Origin of the sequence: Bacillus sp. SIMBA_031 (assembly GCF_046535225.1) — a bacterium.
GTDB lineage: Bacteria > Bacillota > Bacilli > Bacillales > Bacillaceae > Bacillus > Bacillus velezensis.
Window position 1 is genome coordinate 53,599 of sequence record NZ_JAWRXC010000008.1, and the last position, 22,580, is coordinate 76,178.

Below are 22,580 nucleotides of genomic sequence, written 5' to 3' on the forward strand. Positions count from 1 at the left end.
TATACTATTGTACATAAGCATTAGGAAAGTAGGTCTGGATCAATGCCGGAAATAATTAAAACGACGAATTTAACCAAAGTTTATGGAAAACAAAAGTCAGTGGATAACCTCAACATAACAGTTAATGAAGGTGATATTTACGGGTTTCTGGGGAGAAACGGGGCAGGTAAAACAACGACAATAAGAATGCTGCTGGGGCTGATAAAGCCTACTCATGGAAAGATTGAGATATTCGGTGAGGATTTACATACGAATAAGAAAGACATTCTAAAAAGAATTGGTTCAATTGTAGAAGTACCAGGATTCTATGGAAACCTCACGGCTAAAGAAAACCTTGAAATAAATGCCAGGATCGTTGGAATTCACAAAAAAAATGCAATTGAAGAAGCATTAGAAATTGTGGGATTAGAGAATGAAACCAAAAAGCTTGTAGGCAAATACTCTTTAGGAATGAAGCAAAGACTTGGCATCGCCCGATCTCTTCTTCACTATCCGGAATTACTAATATTAGATGAACCGACGAATGGTTTAGATCCGATTGGGATTAAAGAGATGAGAAGGCTCATTAAAACATTAGCTGAAGAAAGAAAAATTACTCTGCTGATATCGAGCCATATCCTGTCTGAGATTGAACAATTAGTTGATCATTTGGGCATTATTCACGAGGGAAAACTGTTAGAGGAAACCGAATTTGATACTCTCCGGAAGAGAAATCGAAAGTTTCTTGAGTTTCAAGTTTCGAATGATAATAAAGCTGCGATGCTTTTAGAGAAACATTTTCAGATCTTTGACTACGAAGTACATGGTGACGGAATTATCCGCATTTTCTCGCATATTGGACAACAGGGAGCCATTAATAAAATATTTGTTCAGCATGATATTGAGGTGTTTAAAATTTTGATGAGTGAAGACCGTCTGGAGGATTATTTCACAAAATTGGTTGGGGGCGGAACCATTGGTTAATCTGTTATATGCAGAGTTACTAAAACTCAGAAGGTCTGCGATGCTTCTAATAAGTACGATAGGAGCTTCGGTCGTCCCATTTATGGTTGTCGTTGCATCCTATGTACAGATAAAGACTGAGAATCCCGCTCCTGTCATAAAATTTCATGAACTTTTCAGCAACGCTAACTTATATACAGTCTTGGTAGTGGGGGTTCCGCTGTATGGAGTTGTTGCCGCTTATATTTTTAACAGGGAATACATGGATGATACACTGAAAAACCTTTTAACCATACCCGTTTCCAGAATCAATCTGATACTTAGTAAACTATTGCTGCTATTTATCTGGATATTCTTTTTAACTTTAGTCGCGTGGGGGCTTACTTTATTACTGGGTGTGATCTTGCAATTCCCGGGTCTCAGCCAATCACTCATACTCAAATCATTTTTGCACTTTGTAATTGGGGGAGTTTTACTATTTGTTTTATCAACACCTATTGTTCTGATCACAGTTGTTCTAAAGAATTACGTACCCACCATTATTTTTACAATCCTAATTACTTTGATAAATATTATGACAGCTAACTCAGAACACAGAGGATTGTTCCCATGGGCAGCGGCCGGAGATATTTCAATGAATACGCTTCTCCCTACTTATCCTCCGGAGTACTCCTATTTGGGAATTGCTTTAGTCTCAATAGTAGGATTTGTTTCCTTAATAATCTATTTTAACAAGGTGGATATCCATTAATGTTTATGAAAGACTTTCAAGTGAAAAGCCGATTGATTTGTGCCGCATAAATCCCGTGAAAATATAAATGAGTGTTTAAATAGGAGGATGGTATAAGTGTCTTTCTCAGAGATGAATATGACCGCTTTTCGTGCTGTGAACGATTTAGGTAAAGAATTTCCATTTCTAAACTCAGCAATGGTCATGCTTGCTGAATATGCAGTGTTTATTTTAGCACTCGTTATGCTTGTTTTCTGGTTTACCCGAAATGACAAAAACAGGATGATGGTCATACAGGCGGGAGCGGCATTCATTATAGCAGAGATGATTGGGAAAATTGCCGGTCAACTCTATTCCAATCATCAACCATTTGCAGTTCTTTCAAATGTTAACAAACTGGCAGATCATGCGGTGGATAATTCATTTCCAAGCGATCACACCATCCTATTCTTTTCTATCTCATTTTCTTTTTGGCTTGTATATAAAAAAACAGGCTGGATTTGGATCATGCTTGCACTTAGTGTAGCTGTTTCACGCATATGGGTAGGTGTACACTATCCTTTCGATGTTGCGGCCGGAGCTCTTTTCGGAATGACTTCAGCGGTGTTATCGTATTGGATTGTACCAAGGCTTGCATTGACTAAAAAAGTTCTTACTCTTTATGAAAAGGGGGAGGGCTGTATTTTACCCCGAAAAGAGAGGTCGAAAAATGTTTAGGCGGATGAGAAACACCTGTATGAACCAGGTGTTTTTGTTCGTTCGAGCACAAACAAAAAACTCATATTGATGATTGATCAACAGGTAATAATTTAGCGGTTAGGGGACAAATTCCCGACATAAAAACATAATCGAAATACTGATCTTGTTGGAATTAGGGCTTACTCTTTAAATATCATGACGTTTGTGTCAAAGTTATATTTGGAAGCTGAGCGTTACAATTTTCATAAGCCGACAATTTGAATACATCTGTGTTTATATAAAATACTGAAAATTGGCTAAAAGATCATATGATAGATTGCATATCATGTAATAATGAATATTTGCTGTCACTTACATAAATACAAAAAATATGAAGGCGGGTGTCATGAAGTGAAAGAAATTCGTGTCCTTATCGCTGATGATGAAAAAGTGATCAGAGATTTATTAAAAAAATACATTGAACGGGAACTTTATTTAGCAGATGTTGCAAAGGATGGACAGGAAGCTTTGGCATTATTTGAACAAAATACTTATCACCTCGTAATATTGGATCTCATGATGCCAAAAATGGATGGGATTGAAGTATGCAGAAAACTAAGAGAAAAAACCAATGTGCCAATACTTATGCTTACTGCAAAGGACCATGAAGCTGACAAAATTGTAGGGTTGAGTATAGGAGCAGATGATTATATTACAAAACCTTTTAGCGTAAACGAGGTTGTGGCCAGAATTAAGGCTCTGATGAGAAGGTTTTTCATTTTAGGGAGCGGCAGCGGAACAGAAGAGAAGCCGCTGCTGAAATATAAAGGTTTATCAATTGATGTGAAAAGATATATCGTATGCGTTGCAGGTGAAGAAATATCATTAACCGCAAAAGAGCTGGAGCTGCTGAAATTTATGGCTTCCAATCCGGAACAGGTATTTACGAAGGCTCAGTTGTTTCGGAATGTTTGGGGCAATCATTACTTAGAAGATGACAATACCGTGATGGTTCACATAAGAAAGCTGAGAAAAAAAATAGAAAAAGACCCATCTAATCCTCAATTTATACAAACAGTTTGGGGAATAGGATACAAATTTGCAGGTGAGAAAGATGAGTCGTAAAATCATATATCTTATGTTTCTGCAGATTACACTGATTTGCCTCAATTGTTTATATGACTGGCAGCACCAAGAGCTTAACACTGTTAAATTGGTTGTCTATGGTCTGCTGATCGGTTTGTCTGTAATCCTTATTACAATTTACTGCAAATTCAACAATGAGCTCATTCAAATGATCCATGCGGTTAAGCGGACATTAAATGGGAACTTAACGACAAGAATATTTGCGAATGGGGCTCCGATATTTAATGAAATGGTTTTTTCAATAAACGAATTGATCGAGAAGTTAGAGAAAATACAGGTGGAAACGATTCAAACGCACGCAGCGAGAAAAAGCCTGTTATCAAGCATATCACACGATATTCGCACACCGCTTACATCAATTATAGGATATTTAGATGCGTTGAAAGATGATATTGCAGCCTCGGAAGAAGAAAAGAAGGAATATGTAAACATTGTTTCAAAGAAGTCGAATCATTTAAAGCAGTTAATTGATGAAATATTTAACATGGCTAAACTGGATGCAGATGAAATGCCGATGCAGCCGGATATTATTGACCTTTCTGAAATAACCAGAGAGTTATTGATTGAATACTTGCCGGAGATAAAAAGAAATGAATTAGAGCTTAAAATAAATATTCCTGAAAGAAAGTGTCTTATTATGGCGGATCGTCTAAGTATCGTTAGAATTATTGAGAATATCTTGAAAAATGCCATCCTTTACGGAAAAGAAGGAAAGGTTCTTGGCATAGAACTTAAAGAGAATGACAAAGAATTTGAACTGCTGATCTGGGATAGGGGGCCGGGGATACCAAAGACAGAATCAGAGAAGGTATTTGAGAGGATGTACAGGGGCGACCAGTCCAGAAGCTCAGGACACTCGGGAAGCGGTTTAGGACTCTCAATTGCCAAAGCATTAATTGAGAAGAATCAAGGGAGAATATGGGTTGACAGCACCCCTTATATAAAAACAATATTCGGCATTGCATTTGGAGAAATAAAATTAATACGGACATGAATGGAATGATTACAAAGAGAAACAGACGCCTATAATAGCCAAGAAACCAATGTGTTAGAGAACACATTGGTTTCATTTTTTCCTAAACGGGAGAGGTTTTCACTGCTTATTTGATACATTTAATCAGTGCGGCCCAATCCAGATCCCCGAAGCCTTGTGCGATCCCGCTTTCAAAATGGCTCTTGGCCAGTTCTGCAAGAGGGAGTTTTGCGGAAACCTGTTCTGCGGCGGCGAGCGCCAGATTGGTATCCTTCAGCCCTAAAGACATTTTGAAACCGGCCGGCTCAAATTTCTCCTCAGCTATCATGGTTCCGTAATTTTGATAGACGGGAGAGCCAAAGAGCGCGCCGGCGATTTCTAAAAATTGTTTTTGTTCTAACCCGAACTTCTCCATCATTAAGAATGATTCAGATAACGCCTCCAGCATAGAAACGAGCAAGAAATTGACGCTGATGTTCGCGGCATTGGCCGTTTTTGTTTCTTCACCCGTGTCAAATACTTGCTGACTCAGGATGTTAAGCAGCGGTTCGGCCTTTTTCTTCGCTTCCGCCGGTCCGGCTGTGATGATGCGGAGTTCGGCCTTCTCAGCGGCATCGGGGCGGCCTAGGACGGGAGCGGCGATAAAGGACTGCCCTCTGCCCGAATGTGCGGCGGAAAGCTGTTCTGACAGCGCTGTACTGATCGTGCTCATCGAAATATGAATGCCGTTTTCAGATAACCCGGCAATAATGCCGCAAGCTCCGAAAGTCACGTCTGTTACGGCTTCATCGTCTGACAGCATGGACAGCACGATATCCGCATGTTCAGCTGCCTGGCGGGGCGTTTCGGCATATTCGGCCCCTTTTTCCAGCAGGTCAGCCGCTTTTTCTTTCGTCCGGTTATATACAGTCAGACTGTATCCGGCTTTCATGATATTTTCGGCGATGGGGCGGCCCATATTGCCGAGTCCGACGATGGCGATCTTCATTTCACAGTCCCTCCAATGTAAGGTTTTCCGCTATTATACATGCAAAATGGTTAATCTGCTGTGTACAGGATTGCCACTTTCAGTTCAGGTTCGGAAGACCATCCGGAGTCTGAGGCGGCTTTCCCCTTATAAAATCCGGTAAACCGCGTTTTAATGATTGTTTTTGAACGGGGTTTTACAGTGAATGTTTTTGATTTGAATGTGACGCCCTTTATGTTTTCTGATAAATCCGGGGTGACAGAAATGGTTTGTTCCCCTTTTCCGTAATGATTGATATAAAGCGTGCAGCTCATGCCCGCTCTTTTTCGCTCAACCAGATGACTGCATTCGCTGCGGTGCTTCAAATATTCGACAGCCTCTTTTTCGGGCGCGAACTGTTTTAAGGAAAAAGCGGCATATTCAGTGGCGGGACTGATACCGGAAGCGGCCCCCATACTGAGAAAGATCAGAAACAGCCCCGCTGCGGGAAGCGTCCGCCTGAACGCGGCGGCACACCAGATTAACGCCGCAAAGTAAAGCACGACCCCGGGGATGACGGAGATATGGGCTCCATCTTCCGACCAAGAGGAAAAGCCGAGCGACTCAAAGATGTAATCAGACACCGTACGGCCGTTATACAGCGGGGCAATGGACATGACACTGAAAGCCAGGAGGACAGAAGAAATGATTTTGTGAGAAAAGATGGTAACAGCGCACACCTCTTTACGTTTTTTTCCAGACTATCATGTTTTCTCAAAAAAAAGAACAGCCGGCAGCCGTTCTTACTTGAAAATATTAAACCAGCCTTTGCGGGCGAACCAAAACAGCATGGCGGCCACAAGGACGGCCATTACGCCCAAAACGATAAAATACCCGTATTTCCAATGAAGTTCAGGCATGTTATCGAAATTCATGCCGTAAACCCCCGCGATGAACGTCAGCGGGATAAAAATGGTCGAGACGATGGTTAATGTCATCATAATGGCGTTCATCCGGTTTGAATTCAGCGTCACATAGCTGTCCCGCAAATCTGACGTCATATCACGGTTTGACTCGATCAGCTCAGCCAGTTTTAACAGGTGGTCATAAATATCGCTGAAATACGCCTTCGTTTCACGCCTTTCTTTTACATGGTCAAGGCTCAAAATCCGGTACATTAAATCGCGCATCGGAATGATCGTCCGCCTCAGGTTCAAAAGATCAGTCCGCAATTCGAACACTTCATTCATTAAAGTGCCGTAAGATTTATGGGTTCTGCTGTCTTCAATTTCATTCAGCCGGTCTTCAATTTTGTACAGCACGGGGAAATATTCATCGACAAGCTGATCCATAATCATATAAGTGATGTGCCCGGGCCCTTTTTTGGCTAATCCCGGAGAAGCGAAAAACCGTTCTCTCACCCTTGAGACGCCGGGCGATTCGTGCAAATGGAAGCTGACGATGAAACGGTCGGACTGAAAAATGTCTACCTCTTCCATTTCCAGTGTGTCCGGGTTCAAGGCGTGGAGCACATAAAAACGGTAGCCGTCATAATGGTCGATTTTCGGCCGCTGCATGTGCTGAAAGCAATCCTCGATCGCAAGCGGATGAAAATGAAAATAATCCCGCAGCAGCTCGGTTTCATGCATCTCAGCGCCGAAAAAATCAATCCAGTACCATGCGATGTCCGGTTGTTCTGTACGTGATAGGGGGATATTATCTAATATCTCATTATGTGTTGTGATTGCGGTTATATGTATCATAAACAACCCTCCGCCTGCCATTATATCATGCGGCGTTATGAAGAAAAGTATACGAATTGCCGCCCGGCCGCTTCATGATATACTTGGACAAAAAGGGGTGGAGCATATGTGGAAGGAAACGGTTTCGGTCACACCGCCGTATCATTTTGATAAAGTCCTTGAAAGGCTGTCGCTCGATCCGCTGAATGCGGTCGATCTTAAAGCAAGATCAATCAAAGTGCCGCTCAGAACACGGAACGGCAAACTGTCCGTCATTACGGTTCAAGCGGAAGGCACCGCCGCAGACCCGGTTTTTCTCGTCAGCGGAGAAACGGACAGCGAGGAGATGATTGAACGGATCAAACACATTTTTCAGTGGGAGCAGCCGCTTCAGCCTGTACTTGATCATTTCTCAAAAACAAATCTGTCGGCGCTTTTTGAGGAGCATGCGGGAACCCCGCTCGTCTTGGAATATGACGTCTACAACTGTCTCATGAAATGCATCATCCACCAGCAGCTCAACCTGTCCTTCGCTTTTACTTTAACGGAACGGTTCGTCCATGCCTTCGGTGAACAAAAAGACGGCGTCTGGTGCTATCCCGAGCCGAAAACGATCGCGGGGCTTGATTATCAGGACTTGCGGGAGCTCCAGTTCAGCATGAGAAAAGCGGAATATGCGATTGACATTTCACGGATGATTGCAGACGGAGCGCTCAATCTGGCGGAACTTTCTCATTTATCGGATGAAGACATTATGAAAAAGCTGATCACCATCAGAGGCATCGGCCCGTGGACCGTCCAAAACGTCCTCATGTTCGGCCTCGGCCGCCCGAATCTGTTTCCTTTGGCGGACATCGGCCTGCAAAACGCCGTCAAACGCCGCTTCGCCCTAGAGGATAAACCGTCAAAAGACTTGATGCTTCAGGTAAGCAGCGAATGGGCGCCGTATTTAAGCTATGCGTCCTTATATTTGTGGAGAAGCATTGAATGAAAAACCGCTTTGATCATTTTTTGGAAACTTCCAGTGAAAAACATGAAGGAACCGCCGGCTGCATGTTATACTGAAAAGATGTGATATTTCAAATCAGCCGTTTTCCCAGGAGGAAGGCTTTATATAGAAACGGAGAGAAAAAAACGTGAATCAACATCAAAAAAAGGCGCCTGCCGAATTGAAAATCGGACAGACATTTCCGCTGACCATCAAACGTCTCGGCATTAACGGAGAGGGCGTCGGCTATTTTAAGAAAAAAGTTGTCTTCGTTCCCGGCGCTCTGCCCGGTGAAGAAGTCGTTGCCGAAGCGACAAATGTGCAGCCGAAATTTTCAGAAGCACGCGTCAAAAAAATCCGCAAGCCGTCTGAACACCGCGTCACGCCGCCATGCCCGGTCTATGACCAGTGCGGCGGCTGTCAGCTTCAGCATCTGGCATACACCCAGCAGCTTCGCGAAAAACGCGACATCGTCATTCAGTCTCTGGAACGTCATACGAGATTCAATGTCGAAGAAATGAACATTAAAGATACGATCGGAATGGACAACCCTTGGAATTACCGGAACAAAAGCCAGTTCCAAGTCGGACGCTCGCAAAGCGGCAGCATCATTGCCGGCTTATACGGACTTGATTCCCATAAAATCGTTCCGATTAAGGAATGCATTGTCCAGCATCCGGCGACAAACAAAACAACGGGTATCGTCCGCCGTATTTTGGAAAAACACAACGTATCCGTTTATAACGAACGGACCAAAAAAGGCGATGTCCGCACCATCGTGACGAGAGTCGGTTTTGAAACAGGCGAAGTGCAGGTCGTGCTTGTCACCGCGAAAGAGACACTGCCGAATAAAGACGAGATTGTCAAAGCCATTCAAAACCGTCTGCCGGAAGTGAAATCGATTATTCAAAACGTCAACGGCGCGCGCACATCCGTCATTTTCGGTGACAAAACAAAAGCGCTGGCCGGAAGCCATGCCATTCAAGAAGTGCTCGGTGACGTGTCATTTGAACTGAGCGCCCGCGCCTTCTTCCAGCTCAACCCTGAGCAGACGGTCAAGCTGTATGACGAAGTGAAACAAGCGGCTCAGCTGACAGGAAAAGAAAAAGTCGTAGACGCGTATTGCGGCGTCGGTACGATCGGCATGTGGGTTTCAAGCGGCGCAAAAGAGATCCGCGGCATGGACGTCATTAAAGAATCAATTGATGATGCGAAGAAAAACGCCAAAAAACACGGCATCAAAAACGCGGCATATGTCACAGGAACAGCCGAACACTGGCTCCCGAAATGGACGAAAGAAGGCTTCCGCCCTGACGTGGTCATCGTCGACCCGCCGCGAACGGGCTGTGACAGAACATTTTTAGATACCATCAAAAAAGTAAAACCGAAACGCTTCGTCTACGTATCCTGCAATCCTTCCACACTGGCGAAAGACTTGCAGACGCTGTCGAAGGACTATCGCGTCGAATATATTCAGCCTGTTGATATGTTTCCGCAGACGGCTCATGTGGAAGCCGTGGCGAAGCTTGTGTTGAAATCGTCTAACTAAAATAAACAATTCAGACCTGGATTTCGGTAAATAAACAATTCCGATTTCCGGGTCTTTTTCATGTTTTGCCCTTGTCCTATCTGTCTTTATTTAACTGATAAAAAGAGTTGAAAAAACGTATGGAAAAGCAAGTGAAAAACAGCCAAGCAGGCTCTTTCTATTAACACTTTCTTTTTTCCGTTTGGAAACGGCATTACAGACAAAATATGAAGATCTTGTTGTGAACCAGAAGCAATAACAAGTCGTTCAAGTTCCGTGAATACTTGTAATTTTAGTTAATATTTTGTAAACTTCTTTCTTAAAGAATAAAGTCCCGACACTCATCGGCACTTCTACTATTGGCGATAGTTGTAATAAATGATAAAAGGGAGTGAAACCGAATAAGAGATATTGGAACCTCAACAACTGAACGAAGGTTCTGAAGTAGAAGCTGTAAAAGGCAAGGTTGCTTACTTACACTAATCACAACGGCAGTTGGCACATCTACTATTAGCAACAACTGTGGATAAAAGATCAAACACACTAAAAAAGCATGTTTGGTCGTTATACATGATATGAAATCCTAAACAGGAAACCAATTATTTTCCTTATTCCCAAAAAAGGAATAAATCCGAGGCGGAAAAGCAAGTGATAACAACTATTATAGTAATACCTGAGATGGTTATATCCTTAATAAGTAATTATCGCGACAATCATGCTTCATCATATAATGATGTTAGATTGTCACTTGGCTAAAAAGATTGCAGAAAAGGAAATGGATAATGAAATGGATCAAGTAAACAAAAAACGACCGTTATATAAAAAAAGTTGGTTTCTCACGGTTTTGGCATTTTTAGTTTCACAGCTTTATTTTAATTTTGCAGTATTAACGGGATGGGGTCCTAATTATAGAGAAATGAATGGATTCCCAGCAAACATAGTTGAACTGGATTTCTTTCAAACATATCTTTCATTCTATGATAATCCATGGTTTAATATTGTCACTGTTTTCTTGGGGGTTTTCACTGTTATACACATAATCACAGGTATAACAAAGGATATTCGAAATGAAAGCAATAACTTCTGATGCCTTATTTAATGATGAAAGAAACTTTCTTATTAATCTTATGAATGAAGACTGCGGCACTTAGTCAGCAGTCTATTTTATTGGTTTTGGATCAGGATTACTGAATCGTAACCTTATACAAACATATATAGGTGATTGTATAAAGATATTAACATATGGCCCTCTTTACTCCATGTGATTCACAAGCGGCAAGTTAACTTTTTACATTCTCTTGAGTACCCAGATATACCACCCCCAACCCCATTTGCTTAATCGAATTAGTTTTCCGTAAATGATATTGAGATACGGATATGGTGCAGCGTTAAATATTTTATCTTCGATAACAGGACAATTATTTTGCATTGGTAATAGGGAGAACTCATATGATATTCTATTTAGGTTGGAATCCTTTTTGTCCAAAAAGAGCAAAAGTAAGGCCGCTAAGAAAGATGAAGGTCAGCGCTACTATTAATAAACCACAATATAAATAAAAAATAGGTGTAGATAATCTTCACACTTTTTTCTCACTCAAACCCTTTTTAAAGGTTAAGGAGTTGACTGAGTTGATCAGAAATGAACGATATGGGGTTAACTATAGCGATAGTCTATTACGTTAACTCAATTAATGTGTTCTACTTCAGTTCGCTTTTCACTTTTTAACGTGTAAAAAGTGAAATGTTCAAAATTTACTATCGTTTGATAAGAAGTGCTGACACATGCTATAAGTGTAAAAGAAGCATGGTCAGTTTTTAATTTTGGGATAAAGGTTTGGCTGTATCCCATCATGAAAGGATTTGGATTTGTTATGACAGATAATTTCTGGCGTGAATTACCACAGCCATTTTTTGTACTGGCACCAATGGAAGATGTGACGGATGTCGTTTTTCGCCATGTTGTGAGTGAAGCAGGCAGACCTGATGTGTTTTTCACAGAGTTTACAAACTCAGAAAGCTATTGTCACCCGGATGGGAAGGATAGTGTGCGCGGCCGTTTGACTTTCACGGAGGATGAACAGCCGATGGTTGCCCACATATGGGGAGATAAGCCTGAAAACTTTCGCCAAATGAGTATTGGGATGGCGGAATTAGGGTTTAAGGGCTTGGATATCAATATGGGCTGTCCTGTACCTAATGTGGCGGGGAATGGAAAGGGAAGCGGCCTGATTTGCCGTCCTGAAGTTGCAGCCGAATTAATACAGGCGGCGAAAGCAGGGGGTCTGCCGGTAAGTGTGAAGACCAGACTCGGCTACACGGATATAGACGAATGGCGCGGCTGGCTGACACACATACTGAAACAAGACATTGCGAATCTTTCCATTCATCTGCGTACAAGAGCGGAAATGAGTAAAGTAGATGCGCATTGGGAGCTCATCCCGGAAATCAAGAAACTTCGTGACGAGATCGCGCCAGATACCCTTTTGACGATAAATGGGGATATTCCTGACCGGGAAACCGGCTTGAAACTCGCTGAACAATACGGTGTTGACGGGATTATGATTGGACGAGGCATTTTTACTAATCCATTCGCCTTTGAAAAGGAGCCGAGAGAGCATAGCAGTAAGGAATTGCTTGATCTTTTGAGACTGCATCTGGATCTTCATGATGAATATTCAAAAGCAGAAGCTCGAGCATATAAACCGCTCCCTCGCTTTTTCAAGATATATCTCCGCGGATTCCGGGGAGCAAGTGAATTAAGAAATCAATGCATGAATACAAAGTCAACAGATGAAGTGCGTGCATTGCTCGATGACTTTGAGAGAAAGTATCTTGATGGGATGGAGCAAGAGTGACATAAACAACTCTTCATCCGGCCCGGAGTTCGGTTTGAATTCCGGGTCTTTTTGTGTGCAGCTTTTACCCAGACATATCCGTCATGCAGAAATAAACGAATAATGGTACATTGATAGGAGATACATCATAAAGGGGGAGAGAAAAATGAAACGACTGTGCATCATCCCCTGCGGCAAGAAAAAAATTTGGGATGTCCATTCAGATACAGGTCCGGTAAGGGCGGAAGACGCTTATCTCAGCCCGTTTCATCAGGCGTGCGAGCAATATGCGAAAGCATTTTTCGATGAGTGGGTGATTTTGTCGGCGAAGCACGGATTCCTTCGTCCGGATGATATGGTTCCCGGAAATTACGATGTCACTTTTGGAACCGGTCATCCGGAGATCATGGCAGCGGACGAGCTGCGCCGTCAATTTCATGAAAAAGGCTTTTACGACATCGAAGAGCTTGTCATGCTTGGCGGGAAAAAATACCGAAGCGTCCTAAACGCCGTCATCGGAGAGCATCAGCATATCACTTGGCCTTTGTCATCGTATAAAGGCATTGGCTACATGCTTCAAGCGCTGAATCGGGCTGTTGAAGAAAAGCATGAACTGCAGCGCGCGGATATGAAAAAAAGAGTGTAACCACTCAAACGCCGCGATAGACTGTATGCAGAAGAATGAAGCAGTTAAAAGATTTCCGAGGAAATAAATACGTCGATCATTGTCAAAGACAGGGTGATGCCCGGTCTTTTTTGTATGCCATAAAACGAGACAAAGGGAACAGATCGAGACAAAATGAGACACCTGTCTCAAACTGTCTCCGGTGTAAAAATAAAAACATTCATTTTCCGGGCTCCAAAGGCTGGCACACTTCTTGCATTTATATATGTGAACCCTAAATAGAAGGAGGCGCACAAAATGGAATTGTTAAAACGAGAAGGCTTGTCATTAACTGAGGAGAAAGCGCTGTGGATGTACCAAAAGATGCTGGAAATCAGGGGCTTTGAAGACAAAGTGCATGAACTGTTCGCGCAAGGAGTGCTTCCCGGATTCGTCCATTTGTATGCCGGTGAAGAAGCGGTAGCTGCAGGCGTGTGCGCTCATTTAGATGATGGCGACAGCATTACAAGCACGCACAGGGGACATGGCCATTGTATCGCTAAAGGCTGTGATCTGGACGGCATGATGGCGGAAATATTCGGAAAAGCGACCGGACTGTGTAAAGGAAAAGGCGGCTCTATGCACATTGCGGATCTTGATAAAGGCATGTTAGGCGCAAATGGAATCGTCGGGGGCGGCTTTACGCTCGCATGCGGATCAGCGCTCACGGCTAAATATAAACAAACTAAAAATGTAAGCGTTTGCTTCTTTGGAGACGGAGCCAATAACCAAGGGACCTTCCATGAAGGGCTGAACTTAGCGGCAGTATGGAACCTTCCTGTCGTGTTCATCGCCGAAAACAACGGCTACGGCGAAGCGACGACATTTGAGTACGCGTCAGCCTGTGATTCAATCGCCGATCGGGCTGCTGCCTACAACATGCCGGGGGTCACGGTGGACGGAAAAGATATTTTAGCGGTTTATCAGGCAGCCGGGGAAGCGATAGAAAGAGCAAGAAACGGCGGAGGCCCGTCTTTGATTGAATGTATGACTTACAGAAACTACGGCCATTTCGAAGGGGATGCCCAAACTTATAAAACAAAGGATGAAAAGACTGAGCATCTTGAAGAAAAGGATGCCATTCAAGGCTTTAAAAACTATCTTCTAAAAGAAACAGATGCAAATAAACTGTCAGACATCGAACAGCGTGTCAGCGAATCGATTGAAAAAGCCGTCTCGTTCAGCGAAAAGAGTCCATATCCGAAAGAGTCAGAGCTGTTGACAGACGTCTACGTGTCATATGAAAAAGGGGGAATGTGAGATGGCGAGAGTCATAAGCATGTCGGACGCGATCAATGAAGCAATGAAGCTTGCGATGAGAAAAGACGACAATGTGCTTGTAATCGGTGAAGATGTCGCCGGGGGAGCGGCGGTCGATCATTTGCAGGATGATGAAGCATGGGGCGGTGTACTCGGGGTCACTAAGGGGCTCGTACAGGAATTCGGCAGAGGCAGGGTGCTGGATACACCGATTTCTGAGGCGGGCTACATGGGTGCGGCCATGGCTGCGGCATCCACGGGGCTGAGACCGATTGCGGAACTGATGTTTAACGATTTTATCGGAACGTGCTTTGACCAAGTGATCAACCAAGGGGCGAAATTCCGCTATATGTTCGGCGGTAAAGCGCAAGTGCCGATCACCGTCCGCACCACATACGGAGCCGGGTTCCGGGCAGCCGCTCAGCATTCGCAGGCGCTGTATGGCCTGTTCACCAGCATCCCGGGTCTGAAGACGGTTGTGCCGTCCAATCCATATGACGCCAAAGGTTTGCTGCTTTCGGCAATAGAAGACAATGATCCGGTATTCTTTTTTGAAGACAAAACGTCCTACAACATGAAGGGCGAGGTGCCGGAAGATTATTATACAATTCCGCTCGGAAAAGCGGATATCAAACGCGAAGGCAGCGACATCACGCTGTTTGCGGTCGGCAAGCAGGTTAATACCGCGCTTGAAGCGGCTGCACAGCTTTCTGAGAAAGGCATCGACGCCGAGGTGCTTGATCCCCGGAGTCTGTCTCCTTTAGATGAGGAAGCGATTTTCACATCGTTAGAAAAAACAAACCGGCTGATCATCATTGACGAAGCCAATCCGCGCTGCAGCATCGCCACGGATATTGCTGCGATTGTCGCCGATAAGGGCTTTGATTTGCTTGATGCGCCGATTAAGCGAATTACAGCGCCGCATACACCGGTGCCGTTTTCGCCGGTGCTTGAAGATCAATATTTGCCGACACCAGACCAAATTGTCAGCGTCACGCTTGAATTGCTTGGCGAGCCGGCAATGAATTAAAGGAGGGATATAGAATGGCTGTAAAAGTAGTAATGCCGAAGCTGGGAATGGCGATGAAGCAAGGTGAAGTATCCGTCTGGAATAAAAAAGTCGGCGACCCGGTTGAAAAGGGAGAAAGCATCGCCAGCATTAACTCGGAAAAAATAGAAATGGAAATAGAAGCGCCTGAAAGCGGCACGCTTCTTCACATTAAAGTCAAAGAGGGAGAAGGAGTCCCGCCGGGAACGCCCATCTGTTATATCGGGGAAAACGGCGAAGAAGTGCGGGAGAAGGAGGCGCCGGCTCCTGAAAATGCAGGGAAACCGCAATCTGAACCTGAACATATTCCCGCTCCCAAAGCCGTGCAAAAGCGTAAACACCGCGTGAAAATATCTCCCGTTGCCAGAAAAATGGCGGAGAAAGCCGGGGTGAAAGTTGATACGCTGAACGGGACGGGGCCCGGAGGCAGGATCGTAAAAGCTGACGTCATCAAGGCCATGAAGATGGAATCTGAACCGCAGTCTTCGGTTCAGACGGCACAGCCGGAGGGAAAACCGGCTTCAGCGATGAGAAAAGTGATTGCAGACCGAATGCACAAAAGCCTGCAAAACAGCGCCCAGCTGACGCTGACGATGAAAGCGGACATTACGGAGCTTGTAAAATGGCAGCAGCAGCTCGCCGACAGCGCGAAAAAGCGGAGCGGTGTTAAACTGACGGTCACACATTTCGTATCCCGGGCCGCGGTGCTTGCGCTGAAACAGCATCCTGAGCTGAACAGCTCTTATCAAGAGGAGCGGATCATCACCTATCCATATGTCCACCTCGGGATGGCGGTTTCTCTTGAAAACGGTCTCGTCGTGCCGGTGATCCGGGATGCGGAAAAGCTTTCATTCCTTGAGCTTGCGGATCACATCAGTACATCGGCACGCCGGGCGCGGGAAGGCAATGCTTCCGGAGATGATCTGCACGGATCGACATTTTCTATTACAAATCTCGGGGGTTACGGAATTGAGCATTTCACCCCGATTCTTAATCCGCCTGAAGCCGGTATTCTCGGAGTAGGCGCAAGCTATGAAACGCCTGCGTTTAAAGGAGATGAGCTTGTCAAAAGCATCATGCTGCCGCTAAGTCTTACCTTTGATCACAGAGTATGTGACGGCGCACCGGCTGCGGACTTCCTGAAAACGGTCAAAGCGCTGCTTGAAGAGCCGGGCGGATTGATTTTATAGAGAGGGTGAAGAGATTGACACTAGCCATTATCGGCGGAGGGCCTGCCGGATATGCAGCTGCCGTGACTGCCGCGCGGAGGGGAGAAGAAGTCGTTCTGATCGACAAAGGGCCGCTCGGAGGCACTTGTCTCAATGAGGGGTGCATCCCGACAAAGTCGCTTTTGGAAAGCGCGAATGTGCTCGATAAAATCAGGCACGCAGATACATTCGGCATCGAACTGCCGCAAAACATTACACTCAATTGGAACCGCATGCAGGGGCGCAAACGGCAAATCGTCAGCCAGCTCGTGCAGGGAATTCAATACTTAATGAAAGCAAATCAGATTAAAGTCATCAGCGGGACAGCCTCATTTCTCACAGAGCAGACATTGCTTGTTGAAGGGGAAGGAGGCGCAAAAGACATTCTGGAAGCGGACCGGATATTGATTGCATCCGGATCTGAACCGGCGGAGCTGCCGTTTGCCCCATTTGACGGCGATTGGGTGATCGACAGCAAAGATGCTCTTTCTTTACAGAAAATCCCTTCGTCTCTGCTCATTGTCGGGGGAGGTGTGATCGGCTGCGAATTTGCCTCTTTATTCAGCCGATTTAAAACGAAAGTGACGGTAATTGAATCGGCTGACCGGCTGCTCCCGGCAGAAGACGGGGAAATCGCCGCCGTTTTCGAAGACTCTTTAAGAGACAGCGGGGCTGATATTCAGACAAAAGCCGCCCTTCAACGGATTGACAAAGAAAGGAAAACCGCCGTGTGGACAAAAGACGGCAAAGAAATTGAGGCGCAGGCTGATCACGTTTTGGTTGCAATCGGGAGAAAACCGCGTTTGCATGGCTTGAATCTGGAGCAGGCCGGCATCCGGTATTCTCCGCGCGGCATTGAAGTCAATGACCATATGCAGACCAATGTGCCTCATATATATGCATGCGGCGATGCGGCCGGAGGCATGCAGCTCGCGCATGCCGCCATTCATGAAGGAATCACAGCCGCCGCGCATGCCTCGGGAAAGGACAGCAAAGTCAATATGCGGGCGGTGCCCCGCTGTATTTATACATCGCCGGAAATGGCCGCTGTCGGGCTGACGGAAACACAGGCGAGAGAGACATACGGAGATGTGAAAATCGGAGAATGCTCATTTTCTGCTAACGGAAAAGCGTTAATTAAGCATCAGCACGGCGGCAAAATGAAAATCATTGCCGAACCGGAATTCGGAGAAATCGTCGGCGTGTCAATGATCGGGCCGGACGTGACGGAATTGATCGGTCAGGCGGTCATGATGATGAACGGTGAAATGACGGCGGATATGTCGGAGCACTTTATCGCGGCGCATCCGACTCTGTCAGAAACGCTTCAGGAAGCCCTGCTGAATGTCACCGGACTTGCGGTGCATTCCGTATAACCGGAATACCCTTTCTCAGATGAGAAGGGGTATTTTTCGTTGAAAGCGCTTTATTTTTCCCCTACAATATATGAAAAGATGGTCTGAACAGGGGGGAGCGAATACAATGAATGTCATTCGGAATGATTTTAAAACCTGGAAGCGCTTTGTGAAAGAAGGCGTGCTTGATGAATCCCGTATTCAGAAGCGGGTGGCGGCCTCATGGCACCGCTGCAAAAAAGCCGACGTCAACCCTTATCTCGAAAAAGGGCCGAATGTGATGCCGGCAGATCATTTAGAAAGGCAGGCCGAAAAGCATGCGTTATTTTTAGCGGCCTCAACGCCGTATGCAGAAAGAATGAAAACGGCAATGCGGGAAATGGAAATGATGGTTCTCCTGATTGATTCAGACGGCGTTGTCCATTCAGTTGACGGCCACCCGCGCGCCATTCATGAAGCGAACCGCATCAATTTCTTAAAAGGCGCCCGCTGGACGGAAACGGCCGTCGGCACGAATGCGATCGGGACGGCTCTTTATACAAATGAGCCGGTCATGATACACGGCTCTGAACATTATTCGCTCGCTTCTCATCAATGGAGCTGTTCCGCCGCGCCGATCCGTTATGAAGACGGGCGGCTGGCGGGTGTCATTGATATTTCCTGCCCCGCCGCCCGCGCTCAGCCTTTTATGCTCGGAATTGCCTCCTCCATCGCTTATACGGCGGAACGGGAGCTTGCCCTAAAGATCAAAATGACAGAACTTGACATGATCAGCAAATTCGCCGGGCTGACCCGGTCACACGATCCGATCGTGCTTTGCAATGAAATGAGCAGGGTTATCGCCGCAAGCCGTCCCGTTCAGCATTTTACCGGACATATGCTGCGCGAGCTTGAGGAACAGGGCTACCACATCAAGCAGGCGAAGCGGGAGGAGAACGGCTACACATGCGTTTATTTATCCAAACGAGAAGAAAAGCCGTCTTTTATATTTCATGGTGCGGCAGGCAAAAGCAAGTCATCCCGACATATGCTTCAGCAGCTGGAGCTTGTCGCCCGAACGGACGCAACCGTTTGTCTTACGGGAGAAACCGGGACGGGAAAGGAGGTTGCCGCCCGGGCGATTCATAACAACAGCTCCAGGAAAAACGGCCCGTTTATCGCCGTCAATTGCGGAGCTGTCCCCGAAAAGCTGATTGAAAGCGAACTGTTCGGCTACTCGGAAGGCGCCTTCACCGGGGCCAAACGGAAAGGACATAACGGCGCTTTGCAAAAAGCCGATAAAGGCACGCTTTTCCTCGATGAAATCGGAGAAATATCACACTCCATGCAGGTCGCTCTGTTACGGGTGCTGCAGGAACGGAAAGTCACCCCGGTCGGCGGGACAAAAGAGATTCCCGTTGACATCAGAATCATCACTGCCACCCACACTGATCTGAGACAGCTTGTCGAATGCAAAAAGCTGAGAGAAGATTTATTTTACCGGCTTCACGTCTGTCCGATCCATCTCCCTCCATTAAGAGAACGCACCGAAGACATTCCCGGACTCTTCCTTGAATTTCAGCGAAATCGCGGCTGGCGCGGGGAGCTTCCTGATGACTTTTTAGACCTATTAAAGAGCCGGAAATGGCCGGGGAACATCAGGGAATTGTTTAATGTATTTGAACGTCTTTCCGTCATGTTCCCGGACGGACGGCTGTCAGAACGCCCCATCGCAGCCCTGCTTGAAGCGTCAGGTCTTAAAGAGGCGGCCGAGCCTTATGAACAGGAAGAAGCGCCCCCTGTCTCCATCCGGGAGCACATTCAGAAAAACATCATCGTAAACGCGCTTGAATCGGCGAAGGGGAATGTCACGCTGGCCGCCAAAATGGCCGGAATCCCGCGGAGCACGTTTTACAAACGTCTTAAAAAATTCAAACTCACCGCCGGACAATTGTAAGAAACAAGCATACTTCTCTTGGCTGCCGGACACGTTATGTGTGAGGCCTAAAGGAGGTTTGAGACGTGAATACACAGCGTGCGAAAGACATTTCGGAATCCGCCGCCATGGCGTATGTGACGTATGAAGGAGTTCCGATTTATATTCAGCATGTCAACGAAGACAAGGAAACAGCCAGAATTTTTCCGATCGGAAATCCTCAATTTGAGCAGGAAGTGCTGCTTTCTGATTTACAAGAGCATTTTTGAGAATGGGCCTGCTGATGACAGCAGGCCTCTTTCGTACCTGTGGGAACTTTCCCGCTTTTTGAGAAAAATAACTAAAAATGATTAAATGATCTAACTCCTCCAAACCCGGTACAGATCGGACCTTCTCATGATATAAATAAAATGTAAACGTTATCAGAGGAGGGCTTCACATGACAGACAAATCATTCTCAATCGTTATTGCAGGCGGCGGCAGCACATTTACCCCCGGAATTGTATTAATGCTTTTGAATCACCTGGAAGAGTTTCCGATCAGAAAGCTGAAACTTTATGACAATGATAAAGAAAGGCAGGAGCGGATTGCGGGTGCGTGTGAGGTATTCATAAAAGAAAAAGCGCCGGACATTGAATTTTTGGCGACTGATGACCCAGAGACGGCTTTTACGGATGTTGACTTCGTTATGGCGCATATCCGCGTCGGAAAATATGCGATGCGCGCGCTTGATGAACAAATCCCGCTGAAGTACGGCGTGGTCGGTCAGGAAACATGCGGGCCGGGCGGAATCGCATACGGCATGCGCTCTATCGGCGGTGTTCTGGAGATTCTTGATTATATGGAAACGTACTCGCCTGACGCATGGATGCTGAATTACTCCAATCCGGCGGCGATTGTGGCCGAAGCTACACGGCGCCTCAGACCGAATTCAAAAATATTGAACATCTGCGACATGCCGGTCGGAATTGAGGATCGCATGGCGAACATCCTCGGATTATCTTCACGGAAAGAAATGAACGTCCGTTACTACGGCTTGAACCATTTTGGCTGGTGGACGTCCATCATAGACCGGCATGGCAATGATTTAATGCCGAAGCTGAAAGAGCATGTCCGTGAATACGGCTACGTTCCGAAGACGGAGGCCGAACAGACTGAAGCAAGCTGGAATGACACATTCAAAAAAGCGCGCGACGTACAGGCGGCTGATCCGGATACGCTCCCGAACACATATCTGCAATATTACTTATTCCCGGATGATATGGTGAAAAAATCAAACCCGAACCATACGAGAGCCAATGAAGTTATGGAAGGGCGCGAAGCTTTCATTTTCAGCCAATGCGATATGATTACGCGCGAACAATCATCGGAGAACAGTGAAATTAAAATTGATGATCATGCTTCCTATATCGTCGACCTTGCCCGGGCCATCGCTTACAACACCGGGGAGAGAATGCTGTTAATCGTTGAAAATAACGGCGCGATCGCAAACTTTGATCCATCAGCCATGGTTGAGATTCCTTGTCTCGTAGGCTCAAACGGACCGGAACCCCTCTCAGTCGGGGACATACCGCAATTTCAAAAAGGCCTGATGGAACAGCAGGTGTCTGTCGAAAAACTGACGGCTGAAGCGTGGGAAGAGCGGTCATTTCAAAAGCTGTGGCAGGCGCTGATCCTGTCAAAAACAGTGCCGAATGCCCGTGTGGCAAGACTGATTCTTGAAGATCTGATGGAGGCTAATAAGGACTACTGGCCTGAGCTTGATGTGAGTCCGTCTCCTATTTCCTGATGACAATCTTCCCCGTTTTCTTTATCTGTTATTCTATATAATAGAAAGAAAACGGGGGGATTTTTGGGATGAGTCTTGAAGAACTGGTTAATCAGCATTACGCGAAATTAAATGACAACGATTTTTATATTTTAAAATATATATTGAATCATAAACATACGTGCTACCATCTCGGTATCAATGACATGGCGAAAGCCTGCAATGTCTCTCGGTCTTCCATCCTGCGGCTCGCCCAAAAGCTGGGCTTCAGCGGCTACAGTGAATTCCGGGTTTTTCTGAAATGGGAGGATCAGCCTGAAGAGGGCGAGAATATGACATTTGAAAAGCTGCTGGATGATATTGAAGCCAATGTAAAATATGTGAAGTCAAAAGATATGACGGAGATGTGCCGGCTGATAGATGAAGCAAAACGGATTTTCGTTTACGGATCGGGCACGGCTCAGAGGGTGTGCGCCCGTGAGCTGCAGCGGATGTTTGTATCCCGGCGGAAGTATCTGATTTTAATTCAGGACATCACAGAGTTTGATATCATGTGTGATGATTTTAAGGTTGATGACGTATTCATCATTATTTCTTTATCAGGCGAAACACCCGAATTAATTCCGCAGGTAAGGACCCTGTCCGCAAAGGGAGTTCCGTTTATTTCAATCACCAATCTGAAAAACAACGTACTGGCGCAAACGACGCCGTATAATCTTTATGCGACCAGCAAGCCGGTGATGTTAAGCGATAAAACGGAAATCGTCGCATTTGCCCCGTTTTTTCTGGTGGGCGAAGCGTTATTCCGTGCATATGTTGATTATAAAGAGCTTGAAAATTTTGATAAATAGCGGG

At 45.6% G+C, this 22,580-nt stretch carries 21 protein-coding genes and 1 pseudogene; 18 read left to right on the forward strand and 4 right to left on the reverse strand.

Going from position 1 to position 22,580, the window contains the following annotated elements; translation table 11 throughout:
- Positions 1 to 42 precede the first annotated feature (42 nt).
- The 5 genes from SB724_RS16945 to SB724_RS16965 all read left to right on the forward strand — a co-directional run bounded on the left by SB724_RS16945 (position 43) and on the right by SB724_RS16965 (position 4,490).
- Positions 43 to 963 carry an ABC transporter ATP-binding protein gene (locus SB724_RS16945; protein WP_410572039.1) on the forward strand — a complete coding sequence of 307 codons (921 nt, stop codon included), beginning with the start codon at positions 43 to 45 and terminating at the stop codon, positions 961 to 963.
- Positions 956 to 1,693: an ABC transporter permease gene (locus tag SB724_RS16950; protein ID WP_410572041.1), complete on the forward strand. Its 738-nt coding sequence runs from the start codon at positions 956 to 958 to the stop codon at positions 1,691 to 1,693. The genes SB724_RS16945 and SB724_RS16950 overlap by 8 nt, the downstream gene beginning before the upstream one ends.
- 96 nt (positions 1,694 to 1,789) lie before the next feature.
- On the forward strand, positions 1,790 to 2,389 hold the full coding sequence (locus SB724_RS16955; protein ID WP_410572043.1) for an undecaprenyl-diphosphatase: 600 nt from the start codon (positions 1,790 to 1,792) through the stop codon (positions 2,387 to 2,389).
- Positions 2,390 to 2,761: 372 nt separating this feature from the next.
- On the forward strand, positions 2,762 to 3,475 hold the full coding sequence (locus SB724_RS16960; protein WP_014417206.1) for a response regulator transcription factor: 714 nt from the start codon (positions 2,762 to 2,764) through the stop codon (positions 3,473 to 3,475).
- Complete coding sequence (locus SB724_RS16965; RefSeq protein ID WP_486304053.1) at positions 3,465 to 4,490, forward strand: sensor histidine kinase; 1,026 nt, start codon at positions 3,465 to 3,467, stop codon at positions 4,488 to 4,490. The genes SB724_RS16960 and SB724_RS16965 overlap by 11 nt, the downstream gene beginning before the upstream one ends.
- Positions 4,491 to 4,596: 106 nt before the next feature.
- Here SB724_RS16965 and SB724_RS16970 read toward each other — a convergent pair whose 3' ends face one another.
- From SB724_RS16970 to corA, 3 genes are all read right to left on the reverse strand, one after another.
- Complete coding sequence (locus tag SB724_RS16970) at positions 4,597 to 5,457, reverse strand: NAD(P)-dependent oxidoreductase (protein ID WP_410572047.1); 861 nt, start codon at positions 5,455 to 5,457, stop codon at positions 4,597 to 4,599.
- A gap of 50 nt (positions 5,458 to 5,507) precedes the next feature.
- Positions 5,508 to 6,155 carry a hypothetical protein gene (locus SB724_RS16975; protein WP_410572048.1) on the reverse strand — a complete coding sequence of 216 codons (648 nt, stop codon included), beginning with the start codon at positions 6,153 to 6,155 and terminating at the stop codon, positions 5,508 to 5,510.
- Positions 6,156 to 6,218: 63 nt separating this feature from the next.
- Positions 6,219 to 7,178: a magnesium/cobalt transporter CorA gene (corA, locus tag SB724_RS16980; RefSeq protein WP_410572050.1), complete on the reverse strand. Its 960-nt coding sequence runs from the start codon at positions 7,176 to 7,178 to the stop codon at positions 6,219 to 6,221.
- Between the two features lie 106 nt (positions 7,179 to 7,284).
- Here corA and SB724_RS16985 point away from each other — a divergent pair, with 106 nt between their 5' ends.
- Positions 7,285 to 8,148 (forward strand): DNA-3-methyladenine glycosylase family protein, encoded by an 864-nt coding sequence (locus SB724_RS16985; RefSeq protein WP_410572052.1) that lies wholly within the window; start codon positions 7,285 to 7,287, stop codon positions 8,146 to 8,148.
- A gap of 145 nt (positions 8,149 to 8,293) precedes the next feature.
- Complete coding sequence (gene rlmD, locus SB724_RS16990) at positions 8,294 to 9,694, forward strand: 23S rRNA (uracil(1939)-C(5))-methyltransferase RlmD (RefSeq protein WP_007408520.1); 1,401 nt, start codon at positions 8,294 to 8,296, stop codon at positions 9,692 to 9,694.
- Positions 9,695 to 9,846: 152 nt separating this feature from the next.
- On the opposite strand, the pseudogene SB724_RS16995 reads toward rlmD, so the two are convergent.
- A pseudogene (locus tag SB724_RS16995) lies at positions 9,847 to 10,008 on the reverse strand (aminotransferase-like domain-containing protein); the annotation flags it as partial.
- Between the two features lie 452 nt (positions 10,009 to 10,460).
- Between SB724_RS16995 and SB724_RS17000 the strand changes: the two are divergent.
- The 11 genes from SB724_RS17000 to SB724_RS17050 all read left to right on the forward strand — a co-directional run bounded on the left by SB724_RS17000 (position 10,461) and on the right by SB724_RS17050 (position 22,576).
- Entirely contained in the window at positions 10,461 to 10,760 is a 300-nt protein-coding gene (locus tag SB724_RS17000) for a YfzA family protein (protein ID WP_410572099.1), read from the forward strand.
- 784 nt (positions 10,761 to 11,544) lie between these two features.
- Positions 11,545 to 12,528: a tRNA dihydrouridine synthase gene (locus SB724_RS17005; RefSeq protein ID WP_410572101.1), complete on the forward strand. Its 984-nt coding sequence runs from the start codon at positions 11,545 to 11,547 to the stop codon at positions 12,526 to 12,528.
- A 145-nt stretch (positions 12,529 to 12,673) separates the two neighbouring features.
- Positions 12,674 to 13,153: a DUF6884 domain-containing protein gene (locus SB724_RS17010; RefSeq protein ID WP_410572054.1), complete on the forward strand. Its 480-nt coding sequence runs from the start codon at positions 12,674 to 12,676 to the stop codon at positions 13,151 to 13,153.
- A 276-nt stretch (positions 13,154 to 13,429) separates the two neighbouring features.
- Positions 13,430 to 14,431, forward strand: a complete 1,002-nt coding sequence (acoA, locus tag SB724_RS17015) for an acetoin:2,6-dichlorophenolindophenol oxidoreductase subunit alpha (protein WP_003155540.1) — start codon at positions 13,430 to 13,432, stop codon at positions 14,429 to 14,431.
- Between the two features lies 1 nt (position 14,432).
- Positions 14,433 to 15,461 (forward strand): acetoin:2,6-dichlorophenolindophenol oxidoreductase subunit beta, encoded by a 1,029-nt coding sequence (gene acoB / locus SB724_RS17020; RefSeq protein WP_410572056.1) that lies wholly within the window; start codon positions 14,433 to 14,435, stop codon positions 15,459 to 15,461.
- 14 nt (positions 15,462 to 15,475) lie between these two features.
- Positions 15,476 to 16,669: a dihydrolipoamide acetyltransferase family protein gene (locus SB724_RS17025; RefSeq protein ID WP_265973527.1), complete on the forward strand. Its 1,194-nt coding sequence runs from the start codon at positions 15,476 to 15,478 to the stop codon at positions 16,667 to 16,669.
- A gap of 14 nt (positions 16,670 to 16,683) precedes the next feature.
- Positions 16,684 to 18,063, forward strand: coding sequence for a dihydrolipoyl dehydrogenase (lpdA, locus tag SB724_RS17030; RefSeq protein WP_410572058.1), 1,380 nt, complete (start codon positions 16,684 to 16,686; stop codon positions 18,061 to 18,063).
- A 106-nt stretch (positions 18,064 to 18,169) separates the two neighbouring features.
- Entirely contained in the window at positions 18,170 to 19,978 is a 1,809-nt protein-coding gene (locus SB724_RS17035; RefSeq protein ID WP_410572060.1) for a sigma-54-dependent Fis family transcriptional regulator, read from the forward strand.
- 65 nt (positions 19,979 to 20,043) lie between these two features.
- Positions 20,044 to 20,226, forward strand: coding sequence for an H-type small acid-soluble spore protein (locus SB724_RS17040; protein WP_003155535.1), 183 nt, complete (start codon positions 20,044 to 20,046; stop codon positions 20,224 to 20,226).
- 170 nt (positions 20,227 to 20,396) lie between these two features.
- Positions 20,397 to 21,746 carry a maltose-6'-phosphate glucosidase gene (gene glvA / locus SB724_RS17045; RefSeq protein ID WP_410572062.1) on the forward strand — a complete coding sequence of 450 codons (1,350 nt, stop codon included), beginning with the start codon at positions 20,397 to 20,399 and terminating at the stop codon, positions 21,744 to 21,746.
- Between the two features lie 68 nt (positions 21,747 to 21,814).
- Entirely contained in the window at positions 21,815 to 22,576 is a 762-nt protein-coding gene (locus SB724_RS17050; protein ID WP_061581192.1) for a MurR/RpiR family transcriptional regulator, read from the forward strand.
- Positions 22,577 to 22,580: the final 4 nt, after the last annotated feature.